At 70.9% G+C, this 12851-nt stretch carries 12 protein-coding genes; 11 read left to right on the top strand and 1 reads right to left on the bottom strand.

The genetic code is table 11. The features are described from left to right. The first annotated feature begins 23 nt into the window (after positions 1-23). The gene (locus tag ACVKXF_RS09950) at positions 24-728 is read left to right on the top strand and encodes a hypothetical protein (RefSeq protein WP_456795603.1); all 705 of its coding nucleotides are present in this window, start codon (positions 24-26) and stop codon (positions 726-728) included. Positions 729-733: 5 nt separating this feature from the next. Here the strand turns inward: ACVKXF_RS09950 and ACVKXF_RS09945 are convergent, their stop codons facing one another. Beyond that, positions 734-1726 (bottom strand): asparaginase, encoded by a 993-nt coding sequence (locus ACVKXF_RS09945; protein ID WP_340197604.1) that lies wholly within the window; start codon positions 1724-1726, stop codon positions 734-736. A gap of 57 nt (positions 1727-1783) precedes the next feature. Between ACVKXF_RS09945 and ACVKXF_RS09940 the strand changes: the two genes are divergently transcribed. From ACVKXF_RS09940 to ACVKXF_RS09895, 10 genes are all read left to right on the top strand, one after another. Next, on the top strand, positions 1784-2293 hold the full coding sequence (locus ACVKXF_RS09940; protein WP_456795602.1) for an OsmC family protein: 510 nt from the start codon (positions 1784-1786) through the stop codon (positions 2291-2293). Positions 2294-2299: 6 nt separating this feature from the next. After that, positions 2300-3271 (top strand): FKBP-type peptidyl-prolyl cis-trans isomerase, encoded by a 972-nt coding sequence (locus ACVKXF_RS09935; RefSeq protein WP_222657829.1) that lies wholly within the window; start codon positions 2300-2302, stop codon positions 3269-3271. Between the two features lie 2 nt (positions 3272-3273). Continuing rightward, positions 3274-4356, top strand: a complete 1083-nt coding sequence (gene dxr, locus ACVKXF_RS09930; protein ID WP_456795601.1) for a 1-deoxy-D-xylulose-5-phosphate reductoisomerase — start codon at positions 3274-3276, stop codon at positions 4354-4356. Positions 4357-4484: 128 nt separating this feature from the next. Further along, positions 4485-5819 (top strand): M50 family metallopeptidase, encoded by a 1335-nt coding sequence (locus ACVKXF_RS09925; protein ID WP_185021336.1) that lies wholly within the window; start codon positions 4485-4487, stop codon positions 5817-5819. Between the two features lie 24 nt (positions 5820-5843). Beyond that, positions 5844-7316, top strand: coding sequence for a purine-cytosine permease family protein (locus tag ACVKXF_RS09920; protein ID WP_456795600.1), 1473 nt, complete (start codon positions 5844-5846; stop codon positions 7314-7316). Further along, positions 7313-7873 carry a cysteine hydrolase family protein gene (locus ACVKXF_RS09915; RefSeq protein ID WP_456795599.1) on the top strand — a complete coding sequence of 187 codons (561 nt, stop codon included), beginning with the start codon at positions 7313-7315 and terminating at the stop codon, positions 7871-7873. Before ACVKXF_RS09920 ends, ACVKXF_RS09915 begins: the two co-directional genes overlap by 4 nt. 74 nt (positions 7874-7947) lie before the next feature. Then, complete coding sequence (gene ispG / locus ACVKXF_RS09910; protein ID WP_111083888.1) at positions 7948-9081, top strand: flavodoxin-dependent (E)-4-hydroxy-3-methylbut-2-enyl-diphosphate synthase; 1134 nt, start codon at positions 7948-7950, stop codon at positions 9079-9081. A 397-nt stretch (positions 9082-9478) separates the two neighbouring features. Further along, on the top strand, positions 9479-11230 hold the full coding sequence (locus ACVKXF_RS09905) for a proline--tRNA ligase (RefSeq protein WP_340197610.1): 1752 nt from the start codon (positions 9479-9481) through the stop codon (positions 11228-11230). A gap of 174 nt (positions 11231-11404) precedes the next feature. Beyond that, positions 11405-12400 carry a transcription termination factor NusA gene (gene nusA, locus ACVKXF_RS09900; RefSeq protein ID WP_111083890.1) on the top strand — a complete coding sequence of 332 codons (996 nt, stop codon included), beginning with the start codon at positions 11405-11407 and terminating at the stop codon, positions 12398-12400. A gap of 67 nt (positions 12401-12467) precedes the next feature. Beyond that, the gene (locus tag ACVKXF_RS09895; protein ID WP_221180542.1) at positions 12468-12779 is read left to right on the top strand and encodes a YlxR family protein; all 312 of its coding nucleotides are present in this window, start codon (positions 12468-12470) and stop codon (positions 12777-12779) included. Positions 12780-12851: the final 72 nt, after the last annotated feature.

Raw genomic sequence — 12851 nt, 5'->3', positions numbered from 1 at the left:
CGCGCTTCTGGTGCGATGGAGGCATGACCCCGTTCGCTGCTCGGTGCGTCCTGGTCGGGACCGCCGTCGTGCTCGTGCTCGCCGGGGTGTTCGCGCCCCTCGACGGCGCGTCCCGTCCGGTGGCGTTCGCAGCCGCCGGGTGCTGCGCGGTGCTCGACGTCCTGCTGTACCGGTCCAGTGCGGACGGACGCCACGAACCGGAGTCGCTGTCCGGCGACGACTCCGCAGCGACGGTCGAGCCCCTCCGTCCGAGCGCACCCGGACGGCTTCTGCTCGGCCACGGCCCGGACGGTGTCCCGTGGGAGACCGACACGACCGGTCACGTCGTGGTCGTCGGCACCGGGGCACTGGCCGCCGCGGTGTTCCAGGCGATCGCCGAACAGCTCCGTGCCACCGCCGACCCGTGCGACGACCTCCGCACGGCCGGCCGACTCGAGACCCCCGCCGGCGAGACCGCGGCGCTGCCCGCCGGCGCGGCGGTACCTGACGGCGCAGCCGTACCTGACGGCGCAGCGGTGCCTGACGGAACGGCGGTGCTCGCGCGGCTCGACCGGTCCGGACGTCCGAGCGGCACGGTCGTGCTCGTGCCGGGCCTCGGCACGATGCCACGGCTCTGGGACGCCGCGGTCGAGGTCACCCGCTACGGCTGCACCGTCCGTCGCCCACCCGACCGACGCGGAGTCACGCTCACACCGGTGCTCCCGCTACTGCCGGAGCTCGTCGGGTGAGGGCCTCAGCGCAGGCCGGAGCCGACCCGGACCGCGCCGACCGGCACACCACCGCCGAGCACCTGCTCACCGGTCGCCGCGAGCACCTCGGCCACGCCGTCGGCACCCACCAACCCGTTCCGCTGCAACAGGGCCAGTGCTGCGAGGGTGCCCGCGCGCTGCGATCCGTCCAACACCTTCACCGCGACCGCGGCACCGCCGGGGAGCCCCATGACCATGACGCCCTCGGCACCGAGCTTCGCCAGGACCTGCAGTCGCTCGATCGTGACGGTGTTCGCCCGCCCGACGCCGTCGATCGCCCACGGGTGCGCCAGGACGGCGTCGGTCAGCGCCGCGGAGTCGTCGTCGGCACGGGCGACGACACCGGCGAAGCCGCGTGCGAGTCCGGTCAGCGTGAGCGGGAACACGGGGGCGCCGCAGCCGTCGGTGCCCACCAGGTCCACCGTCTCGTGCGTGTACTCCTCGACCACCGAGCGGACACGCTGCTGCATGGGGTGCTCGATGTCCAGGTACGTCGCCTCGTCCCAGCCGTTGACGCGGCAGGCGGCGAGCATGCCGGCGTGCTTGCCCGAGCAGTTCATCGCCAGGCGTCGGGGACCGTCCATCGTCCGGCCGGTCGCGCGGTCGAAGGGCATGTCCGGCGGGCACCCGAGGTCGGCCTCGACGTGGTCGAACGACTCGAGCATGTGCAGGGCGAGGGCCTGGTGCGCGGCGGTGCCGGCGTGGCTCGCGGTGGTGAGGACGAGTTCCTCGTCGGAGAACAGGGCACCGGCGCGGCGGACGGCGAGGGCTTGGAACGGCTTCATCGTCGAGCGCGGGTAGATGCTGGCGGTGGCGTCGCCGACCGAGTCGACCACGGCTCCCGCGGAGTCGACCACGACCCCGGCGCCGATGTGCCGGCTCTCGTCGAACCCGGACCGGTCGAGGACCGCGAGTTCGACCGACCCGTCGGCGGTGAGAGGATGGCGATCAGTGCGGACTTCGTGGCTCACCGTCATGCCGCCATGCTAGCCAGGGCGGACGACCGCCAGCGACGCCGACGAAGGGGCACCCGCGTGCAGGACCACACCTACGAGGTCTCCGTCAGCTGGACGGGGGACCGCGGCACCGGTACCTCCGGCTACCGCGACTACGGCCGTGACCACGTCGTGTCGGCGGTCGGCAAGCCCGACGTGCCCGGCTCCGCCGACCCCACGTTCCGCGGTGACCGCGACCGCTGGAACCCGGAGGAACTCGTCGTCGCGGCGTTGGCCCAGTGCCACATGCTCAGCTACCTGCACGTCGCGGTCACCCAGGGCTTCACCGTCGTCGACTACCGTGACACGGCCACGGCGTCGCTGAACCTGAACCGCGACGGCTCGGGCGAGCTCACCGGGGCGACCCTGCACCCGGTCGTGACGATCCTCGAGGCCGACCGCGTCGCCGATGCCGAAGCCGCGCACGCCACCGCCAGCCAGCTCTGCTTCATCGCACGCTCCGTCGCCTTCCCGGTGCACCACGAGGCCGAGACGGTCGTCCGTGCCGCGACATTGGCAGGGGACTCTTCGGCACGTGGGGCAGACTAGGGTCCCGTGAAGCGTCTGCGCCTGCTCCCGATCGCCCTCGTCCCCGCCGTCGTGCTGGGACTCGCCGCATGCTCCGGCTCCGGTTCGGACGGGTCCACGGCGTCGCCGACCCCGACCGCCAGTGCCACCGCCTCGGCGATCACGTCCTGCCCAGACCCGGGCAAGTCGTCCGACGCGATCCGTGCGACCGGCTCGTTCGGCGGCGCGAAGGCCCCGACGGTCAAGTTCGAGGCCGGCCTGTCGGCGAAGACCCCGCAGGCCACCAAGCTCGTGACGGGCAAGGGCGCGTCGCTGGACGAGGGCGACTACGCCCAGGTGTCGTACACGGTCTACGAGGCGTCCGACGCCAAGAAGCTCGGCACCGTCGGCTTCGACGAGGGCAACCCGCAGGTCCTGTCCGTCGGCGGCTCGGGCTTCGGAGCCCTGCTCGCCTGCTCGAAGGTCGGCGACCGCGTCGCCGCGGTCGGCCAGTCGTCGGCGCTCGGATTCAACACCGGCGGCGAGATCGTCGTGGTCGCGGACGTCGTCGCACAGACCCCCACCAAGGCGAACGGCACCCCGCAGGACCAGGATCCCGGCCTGCCGACGGTCAAGGACAAGGCGTCCGGCGAGCCGGAGATCACGATCCCCGACGGTGTGAAGGCCCCGACGAAGACGACCGTCGAGGTCCTCAAGCAGGGCGACGGCGCGTCCATCGCCGACGGCGACACCGCCCTCGTGCAGTACAAGGGCGTCGTCTACAGCACCGGCAAGGAGTTCGACTCCTCGTGGTCGAAGGGCGCCCCGACGACCTTCACGGTCTCCGAGAGCGCGCTCATCAAGGGCTTCGTCACCGGGCTCGTCGGCCAGAAGGTCGGTTCCCAGGTGCTGATCGTCGCCACGCCGGAGGACGCCTACGGTGCGAACCCGCAGGAGGGCTCGGGCATCCCGAAGAACGCCACCCTCGTCTTCGTGGTCGACATCCTCGCGAAGGGCTGACCGTGGCGCGGCGCCGCATCGTCGTCCTCGGCAGCACCGGCTCGATCGGCACGCAGGCGCTCGACGTCGTCGCCCGCAACCCCGACCGGTTCGAGGTCGTCGGCCTGACCGCCGGCAGCAACCGCGACCTGGTCGCCGAGCAGGCCGCCCGGTTCGGTGTGCGCGACACGGCGTTCGGGGCGCAGGAGTCCGAGCAGCTCGTCCGCAGCGTCGAGGCCGACGTCGTCCTGAACGGCATCACGGGCTCGGTCGGCCTCGGACCGACGCTCGCGGCACTCGAGACCGGCGCGACGCTGGCGCTCGCCAACAAGGAGAGCCTCATCGTGGGCGGCTCCCTGGTGCAGCAGGCTGCAGCGCCGGGCCAGATCGTCCCCGTGGACAGCGAGCACTCGGCGATCGCGCAGGCGCTCCGCTCCGGTGCCGATGCCGAGGTGCAGCGCCTCGTCCTGACCGCGAGCGGCGGACCGTTCCGTGGTCGCACGCGTGCGGACCTCCGCGACGTCACGCCCGCGCAGGCGCTGGCGCACCCGACGTGGGACATGGGACTCGTCGTCACGACGAACTCCGCCACGCTCGTCAACAAGGGCCTCGAGGTCATCGAGGCGCACCTGCTCTTCGGCGTGCCCTACGACCGCATCGACGTCACGGTGCACGCGCAGTCGATCGTGCACTCGATGGTCGAGTTCGTCGACGGTTCCACCATCGCCCAGGCCTCGCCGCCGGACATGCGCCTACCGATCGCGCTCGGTCTCGCCTGGCCGGACCGGGTGCCCGGCGTCGGCGTGCCGCTCGACTGGACCACGGCGAGCACCTGGACCTTCGAGCCGCTCGACCAGGACGCCTTCGGTGCCGTCGCCCTCGCCAAGCGGGTGGGTGAGCTGGGCGGCACGTTCCCGGCCGTGTTCAACGCCGCGAACGAGCAGGCGGTCACCGCGTTCCACGCCGGCGCGATCGGTTTCCTGGACATCGTCGACACGGTGGAGCGCGTCGTCGAGGAGCACACGGCGGGGGAGCCGTCACTCGACGGCGTGCTGGCGGCGGAGCACTGGGCCCGCGCCGCGGCGGACCGCGCGCTGCCCCGCTGACCCGAGTCGCGCCTCCCGTCCGACGCGGAGGCGGCAGACCGCGGACGTGACGCACAGGCCTGGAGGCCCAGCTCGCCTCTCAGACGGCGCTCGGCTCCGTCATGGCAACCGTCCCGTACCCTTTCCCGGTGACCGTCGAATCCGTCCTGCTCTTCGTCCTCGGCGTGGTCGTCTTCATCATCGGCCTGCTGGTCTCGATCGGACTCCACGAGCTGGGACACCTGTCCTTCGCGAAGCTGTTCAACGTCAAGGTGACGCAGTACTCGCTGGGGTTCGGCAAGGCCATGTGGTCGTTCAAGCGGGGCGAGACCGAGTACGGCATCCGCCCGATCCTGCTCGGCGGGTACATCTCGATGGTCGGCATGCTCAAGCCGCGTGCCTCCGGCCGTCCGAGTGCGATCACGAACACCGGCATGTACGGGGCGTTCGTGCAGGACGCCCGCCAGGCCAGTGCCGAGCAGATCGCGGACTCGGGCGGCGACGACTCCCGTGCCTTCTACCGACTCACCCCCTGGAAGCGCATCATCGTGATGGTCGCGGGCCCCGCGATGAACCTGGTGATCGGCATCGTGCTGTTCGGCGTGCTGCTGTGCGGCTTCGGATCACCGACCACGACCTTCACGTCGAGCGTCGACTGCGTCCTGCCGACCAGCCAGGCGACCGAGTGCACCTCGGGCGACCCGGAGTCGCCGGCGAAGCAGGCCGGCATCGCGTCCGGCGACGTCGTGCTCTCGGTGAACGGCGAGCAGGACCCGACCATCGCGCGCGTCTCCGAGGTCTTCCAGGAGTCCGCCGGCGAGCAGGTCACGGTCGTCGTCGAGCGCGACGGCGCCCGGAAGACGCTCGAGATCACCCCGACGACCGCCACCCGTGACGTCTACGACGCCGAGGGCAAGGTCGTCACGAACGACGACGGCACGACGAAGACCCAGCGGGTCGGTGTCGTCGGCGTCAGCATCGGGCAGTCGCTCGTGCGGCAGTCGCCGGCCGAGGTCCTGCCCGCGACGGGTGCGCAGATCTCCGCGTCGGCGCACCTCATCATCGACCTGCCGCAGCGCCTCGTGGCCGTCTGGAACGCTGCGTTCGGCGCGCAGGAGCGGTCGCAGGACAGCCCCGTGTCGGTCGTCGGTGTCGGCCGCGCGATCGGCGAGGTCTCGTCGATGAGCGGCGTGCCGGTGGTCGACAAGGCGTACACGATCCTCGGGCTGCTGGCCTCGTTGAACATCGGCCTGTTCGTGCTGAACATGGTGCCGCTGCTGCCGCTCGACGGCGGGCACATCGCCGGCGCGCTGTGGGAGGCGATCAAGCGACGATCCTTCAAGCTCGTCGGCAAGGCGGACCCGGGCCCCATCGACCTGGCGAAGACGATGCCGCTCACGATGGTCGTCGTGGTGCTGCTGGCGGGGATGAGCGCGCTGCTGATCTACGCCGACATCGTGCGGCCCGTGAACCTGTTCGGGTAGTCGCTCCGGCGCTACGCTCAGCGGATGAGCACAGCGCCCACGAACTCCGGGCCCACCACCGCCGCGCCCGAGGTCCGCACCGTCGAACGGCAGGGCCTCGACGTCATCGCCGAGTCCGACCGCAAGGGCACCCCGCGGGGACTGTTCTGGCCGTGGTTCGCGGCGAACATCTCCGTCCTCGGAATCGCCTACGGGTCCTTCGTCGTCGGCTTCGGCATCTCGTTCTGGCAGGCCACCGTCGTCTCGGTCATCGGGGTGGTGTTCTCGTTCCTGCTGTGCGGCATCGTCGCGATCGCCGGCAAGCGCGGGTCGGCGCCGACGATGGTGCTGAGCCGCGCGGCCTTCGGAGTCCGTGGCAACCGGGTGCCCTCGTTCCTCAGCTGGATCCTCACCGTCGGGTGGGAGACCTCGCTGGCCGCACTGGCGGTCCTCGCGACCTCGACGGTCTTCACCGAGCTCGGCTGGGACGGCGGGGTGCTGACGAAGGTCGTCGCCCTCGTCGTGGTCGCCGCGCTCGTGGTCGGGGCCGGCGTCGCGGGCTTCGACGTGATCATGCGCCTGCAGACCTGGATCACGGTCATCACGGGGGTGCTCACCGTCGTCTACGTCGTGCTCGCGGTGCCGTCCATCGACTTCGCCGCGGTCGCCGCGATGCCGACGGGCAGTGCCCAGCAGTTCATCGGCGCGCTCGTGCTCGTGATGACCGGCTTCGGGCTGGGCTGGGTGAACGCCGCGGCCGACTACTCGCGGTACCTGCCGCGCTCGTCGTCCACCGGGGGAGTCGTCGGCTGGACGACCTTCGGTGGAGCGCTGGCACCAGCGATCCTCGTGGTCTTCGGTGTCTTGCTCGCCGGCTCGTCACCAGACCTGAACGCCGCGATCCAGGACGACCCGATCGGCGCGCTCACCACGATCCTGCCGGTGTGGTTCCTCATCCCGTTCGCCCTCGTCGCGATCCTCGGGCTCGTCGGCGGCGCGGTGCTCGACATCTACTCGTCGGGCCTCGCGCTGCTGAGCGTCGGCGTGAAGATCCCGCGGCCGGTCGCCGCCGGGGTCGACGGTGTGTTCATGGTCGCGGGTTCGATCTACATCGTCTTCTTCGCGACGGGCTTCGCCAAGCCGTTCCAGGCGTTCCTCATCACCCTCGGCGTGCCGATCGCGGTGTGGGCCGGCATCTTCGTCGCCGACGTCCTGCTCCGGCGCACTGCCTACGCCGAGGGCGAGCTCGACGACCGTCACGGCCGGTACGGCGACGTCCGGTGGGGTGCGATCGCCCTGGTCGCGGTCGGCACGGCGCTCGGGTGGGGCCTGGTGACGCTGGCGTCGCCGGCGTGGCTGTCGTGGCAGGGGTACCTGCTCGAGCCGTTCGGGCTCGGCGGACGCGACGGTGCCTGGGCGTACGCGAACCTCGGAGTGCTGGTCGCCCTGGTCGTCGGGTTCCTCGGCACCCTGCTGTTCGCCCGGGGCTCCGTCCGGCGCCAGGAAGCACAGCGGTGAGCACGATCGTCCGCGACGATGCCTGGCTCGTCGTCATCGACATGCAGCAGGTCTTCACGGGGGAGTCCCCGTGGGCCGCCCCGCGGTACGACCACGCCGGTGCCGGCATCGAACGTCTGCTGCCCCGGTTCACCGGCCGCACGGTGTTCACCCGGTTCGTCGCGCCCCAGCGCCCGCAGGGCGCCTGGGTGCCGTACTACCGCAAGTGGCCCTTCGCCCTCGTGCCGGACGCCGACCCGCTGTACGCGCTGACCGAACCCTTCGCGAGTGCGGCAGGGGATCGCAACGACCCCGTCGTGACCGAGCCGACGTTCGGCAAGTGGGGGACGGGCCTCCAGGCAGTCGTCGGTGACCACCCGCACCTGGTGCTGACGGGCGTCTCGACCGACTGCTGCGTGCTGTCGACCGCCCTGGCGGCGGCGGACGCCGGAGCGGCCGTGACGGTCGTGGCGGACGCGTGCGCCGGGGCGAGCGACGCGGACCACGAGCGGGCGCTGGACGTGATGCGGCTGTACGCGCCGCTCATCACCGTGGTGGACGACGCCTCGCGGCTCTGAACGTCCGGTGTGACCGGGGCTGGCTGATCAGAGCGAGCGCGTAGAGTGCTCACGTGCCCGCTGTGAACCTCGGTATGCCCAAGTCGCCCGAAACCCTCGCCCCCCGACGCAAGTCGCGCCAGATCCGGGTCGGCAAGGTGCTCGTGGGCGGCGACGCTCCGGTGTCCGTCCAGTCGATGACCACGACCCCGACGACGAACATCAACGCGACGCTGCAGCAGATCGCCGAGCTCACCGCGTCCGGCTGCGACATCGTCCGGGTCGCGGTGCCGACGCAGGAAGACGCCGACGCGCTGCCGATCATCGCGAAGAAGTCGCAGATCCCGGTGATCGCCGACATCCACTTCCAGCCGAAGTACGTTTTCCAGGCGATCGACGCCGGTTGCGCCGCGGTCCGCGTCAACCCGGGCAACATCCGCAAGTTCGACGACCAGGTCGGCGCGATCGCCGCCGCAGCGAAGGCCGCCGGGGTGAGCCTGCGCATCGGCGTCAACGCCGGGTCGCTCGAGCCGAGCTTGCTGCAGAAGTACGGCAAGGCCACGCCCGAGGCACTCGTCGAGTCCGCCGTGTGGGAAGCCAGCCTGTTCGAGGAGCACGACTTCCACGACTTCAAGATCTCGGTCAAGCACAACGACCCGATCGTCATGGTCAAGGCCTACCGACAGCTCGCCGCCGCCGGTGACTGGCCGCTGCACCTCGGTGTGACCGAGGCCGGCCCGGAGTTCCAGGGCACGATCAAGAGCGCCACCGCGTTCGGCATCCTGCTGGCCGAGGGCATCGGCGACACCATCCGCGTGTCCCTGTCCGCGCCGCCCGCGCAAGAGGTCAAGGTCGGCCTGCAGATCCTGCAGTCGCTCAACCTGCGCGAGCGCAAGCTCGAGATCGTCTCCTGCCCGAGCTGCGGCCGGGCCCAGGTCGACGTCTACCAGCTGGCGAACGACGTCACCAAGGGGCTCGAGGGCATGTCCGTCCCCCTGCGCGTCGCCGTCATGGGCTGTGTCGTGAACGGCCCGGGCGAAGCCCGCGAGGCCGACCTCGGCGTGGCGTCGGGCAACGGCAAGGGCCAGATCTTCGTCAAGGGCAAGGTCGTCAAGACGGTGCCGGAGCACGAGATCGTGCAGACGCTCATCGCCGAGGCGAACCGCATCGCCGACGAGATGGGCCCCGAGGCCGCGCTCGGCAGTCCCGAGGTCATCACCACCCCGTAGGCCGCGCTCCGGCACCGTGCGGATTCCGTCACTCTGTGCCGGGTTGACGGCTCGGTGCGGCGTCAGAGGGCGGCACGGTGCGGCTGAGGCCGCACCGGTCGGTGAACCTCGCACGGTGCGCCTCCGGCTGCGACGAGCGTTGCGGGCGTCCCGGACGGGCGACCCGGACAGGAGGCCCGTGCGGCGTGGCACCGGGCGTCCCGTCCGCACCGTGCAGACTTCGCGAACCCGTGACGGCTCAGCAGTCCGGTGCGAGCTCGTGACGGCGCACGGTGCGGCTGGCGCCGCACCCGCCGGTGAACCTCGCACGGTGCGCGTCAGCTCCCGCCTGCGAACCTCGCACGGTGCGCGTCCGCCCGCGCCTCGCGCGGTGCGCGCACGCCGCTAGGCTGGCCCCGTGGTCACACGGCTTTCGCATCTGTTCCTCCGTACGCTCCGCGACGACCCCTCCGACGCCGAGGTGACGAGCCACAAGCTGCTCGTCCGCGCCGGGTACGTCCGTCGCCAGTCCCCGGGGATCTTCGCCTGGCTCCCGCTCGGTCTCCGGGTGCGCGCCAAGATCGAGGGGATCATCCGCGACGAGATGGTCGCCGCCGGTGCGCAGGAGGTCCTGCTGCCGGCGCTGCTGCCGCGCGAGCCGTACGAGGCGACCAACCGCTGGACCGAGTACGGCGACGGCATGTTCCGCCTGCAGGACCGCAAGGGTTCCGACTACCTGCTCGCCCCGACGCACGAAGAGATGTTCGCGCTGCTGGTGAAGGACCTGTACTCGTCGTACAAGGACCTGCCCGTCACGCTGTTCCAGATCCAGGACAAGTACCGCGACGAGGCACGGCCCCGCGCCGGCCTGCTGCGCGGTCGCGAGTTCACCATGAAGGACGCGTACTCGTTCGACCTCACCGACGAGGGCCTCGAGCGCAGCTACCAGGTGATGCGCGACGCGTACGAGAAGATCTTCGCGCGCCTCGGCCTCGAGTACGTCATCGTCAAGGCGGACGCCGGCGCGATGGGCGGCTCCAAGTCGGAGGAGTTCCTGCACCCGATCGCCGTCGGCGAGGACACCTTCGTCCGCAGCGCGAACGGCTACGCGGCGAACGTCGAGGCCTACGTCACGCCCGTGCCCGCTTCGCTGCCGATCGAGGGCCAGCCCGAGGCGGTGCTCCTGCCCGCTTCCGACACCCCGACGATCGACACGCTCGTCGCCCACGCGAACGAGGTCGCGCCGCGCGACGGTGCGCCGTGGACCGCGGCGGACACGCTGAAGAACGTCGTCCTCGCGCTCACCCACCTGGACGGCACGCGCGAGGTCGTGGTCGTCGGGCTCCCCGGTGACCGCGACGTCGACCTGAAGCGTGCCGAGGTCGCGTTCGCCCCGGCCGAGGTCGAAGCCGCAGGCGACGACGACTTCAAGAAGCACAAGGGCCTGGTCAAGGGCTACATCGGCCCGCAGGTCCTCGGCGCCGACAGCGCCACGGGCATCCGGTACTTCGTCGACCCGCGCGTGGTCGACGGCACCGCCTGGGTCACCGGCGCCAACGAGCGCGGCGTGCACGTCTCCGGCCTCGTCGCCGGCCGTGACTTCGTGGCCGACGGTGTCGCCGAGGTCTCCGACGTCCGCGCGGGGGACCCGTCGCCCGACGGCTCCGGCCCGCTCGAGACCGCCCGCGGCATGGAGATCGGGCACGTCTTCCAGCTCGGCCGCAAGTACGCCGAGGCCCTGGGCCTGAAGGTGCAGGACGAGAACGGCAAGCTCGCGACGGTCACGATGGGCTCGTACGGCATCGGCGTGACGCGCATCCTGGCGATCCTGGCCGAGGCCCACAACGACGAGAAGGGCCTGGCCTGGCCGAAGAACGTCGCGCCGTTCGACGTGCACATCGTCGCGACCGGCCGTGACCAGGTCGCCTACGACCTGGCGACGTCGATCGTCGCCGAGCTCGAGGGCGAGCGGTTCGACGTGCTCTACGACGACCGTCCGAAGGTGTCGCCGGGCGTGAAGCTGCGCGACGCGGAGCTGCTCGGCATGCCGATCGTGGTCGTCGCCGGCCGCGGCGCCGCCGACGGCGTCGTCGAGCTGTGGAACCGGGCCAGCGGCGAACGCCGCGACGTGCCGGTCGCCGAGCTGCTCGACGCGGTCCGCGCGATCTAGCGGGTCGCGTCCTGGACACGACCACCTGACGGACGGGAGGCCCGTGGCGACGCCGCCACGGGCCTCCCGTGCATCCGTGCTCGGGTCCGCGAGCCGCAGTGCGGTACGCTTGTGGCCGACTTCTGCGACGGTTCCATCCGCAGGAGCGACTCATCTGAATACGGAGGCACCTCGGTGAAGATCGATCTCGCAGTCCTGCGACTCATGGAGCGCGAGCGGGAGATCCCGTTCGACGAACTGGTCCAGATCATCGAATCTGCCATCCTGACCGCCTACCAGAAGCACGCCGAGGAGAACGGCGAGCCGGCCCACGCGCAGTCGCGTGTCGAGCTCGACCGCAAGTCCGGCGAGGTCAGCGTCTACGTCCCCGAGCTCGACGACGAGGGCACCGTCATCGGTGAAGCCGTCGACCAGCCCAGCGACTTCGGCCGCATCGCGGCGTTCGCGGCGAAGCAGGTCATCAACCAGCGCCTGCGCGACATCGGCGACGACAAGATCCTCGGCGAGTTCCGCGGCAAGGAAGGCGACATCGTCGCCGGCGTGGTCCAGCAGGGACCGAACCCGCGCATGGTGATGGTCGACCTCGGCACGGTCGAGGCGATCCTGCCGCCGGAGGAACAGGTCCCCGGAGAGTCCTACGCACACGGTTCCCGCATCCGCGTGTACGTGACGAGCGTCGCCCGTGGCAACAAGGGCCCGCAGATCACGGTGTCGCGCACGCACCCGGGCCTGGTGCGGAAGCTCTTCGCCCTCGAGGTCCCGGAGATCGCCTCGGGCGTCGTGGAGATCACGTCGCTCGCGCGTGAAGCCGGTCACCGCACGAAGATCGCGGTCAAGGCGAACGAGCCCGGCGTGAACGCGAAGGGCGCCTGCATCGGCGAGCTCGGCGCGCGCGTCCGTGCCGTGACGAACGAGCTCGGCGCCGAGAAGGTCGACATCGTGGACTGGTCCCCGGACCTGTCGGCGTTCGTCGCGAGCGCCCTGTCGCCGGCCAAGGTGACGAGCGCCTTCGTGCTCGACGCATCGACCAAGGCCGTCCGCGCGCTCGTGCCGGACTACCAGCTGTCGCTCGCGATCGGCAAGGAAGGGCAGAACGCCCGCCTCGCCGCCAAGCTCACCGGGGCCCGGATCGACATCCAGCCGGACTCCATCCTGGACGGCGACGACTAGGGCGATTTCGCCGCCGGCGTGTCCACAAGGGCGCGCCGGATCGCGCACGTCCGAGGCAAGGAGTAGAGTGGTTCCCGTCAGAACGTGCATCGGCAGTCGTCGTCGCGCTTCCCGATCCTCACTCCTCCGAGTCGTCGCCCTGAGCGATGGCCGCGTCGTGGCGGATCCGAAGGCAGTCATGCCGGGCCGGGGAGCATGGCTCACACCGACCGTCGATGCCTACGATCTGGCCGTCAAGCGCAGGGCTTTCCGCCGTGCGCTCCGGTTGGATCGCGATCCCGACACGTCCGCGGTGCTCGACCACATCGTCGGTCTCCCACAGGAGTCGACCGAGCGCCCGGACATGACAGAACAGGCTGAACGGCTTATGGACAACTGATGAGCGGCTCGAAATGAGACCCGTCATCCATTGAGTCCTGCCCTTTACGGGGTGGGACCCGTGAAGGAGAAC

The organism is Curtobacterium sp. PvP017, assembly GCF_054060195.1.
The sequence above is the reverse complement of the archived record's forward strand: the minus strand, read 5'-3'. Positions and strand labels throughout refer to the sequence as shown.

Coding starts and splice junctions, on each gene's coding strand:
- ACVKXF_RS09950 (WP_456795603.1), top strand. CDS start 24: ATGACCCCGTTCGCTGCTCGGTGCGTCCTGGTCGGGACCGCCGTCGTG.
- ACVKXF_RS09945 (WP_340197604.1), bottom strand. CDS start 1,726: ATGACGGTGAGCCACGAAGTCCGCACTGATCGCCATCCTCTCACCGCC.
- ACVKXF_RS09920 (WP_456795600.1), top strand. CDS start 5,844: ATGAGCACAGCGCCCACGAACTCCGGGCCCACCACCGCCGCGCCCGAG.
- ispG (WP_111083888.1), top strand. CDS start 7,948: ATGCCCAAGTCGCCCGAAACCCTCGCCCCCCGACGCAAGTCGCGCCAG.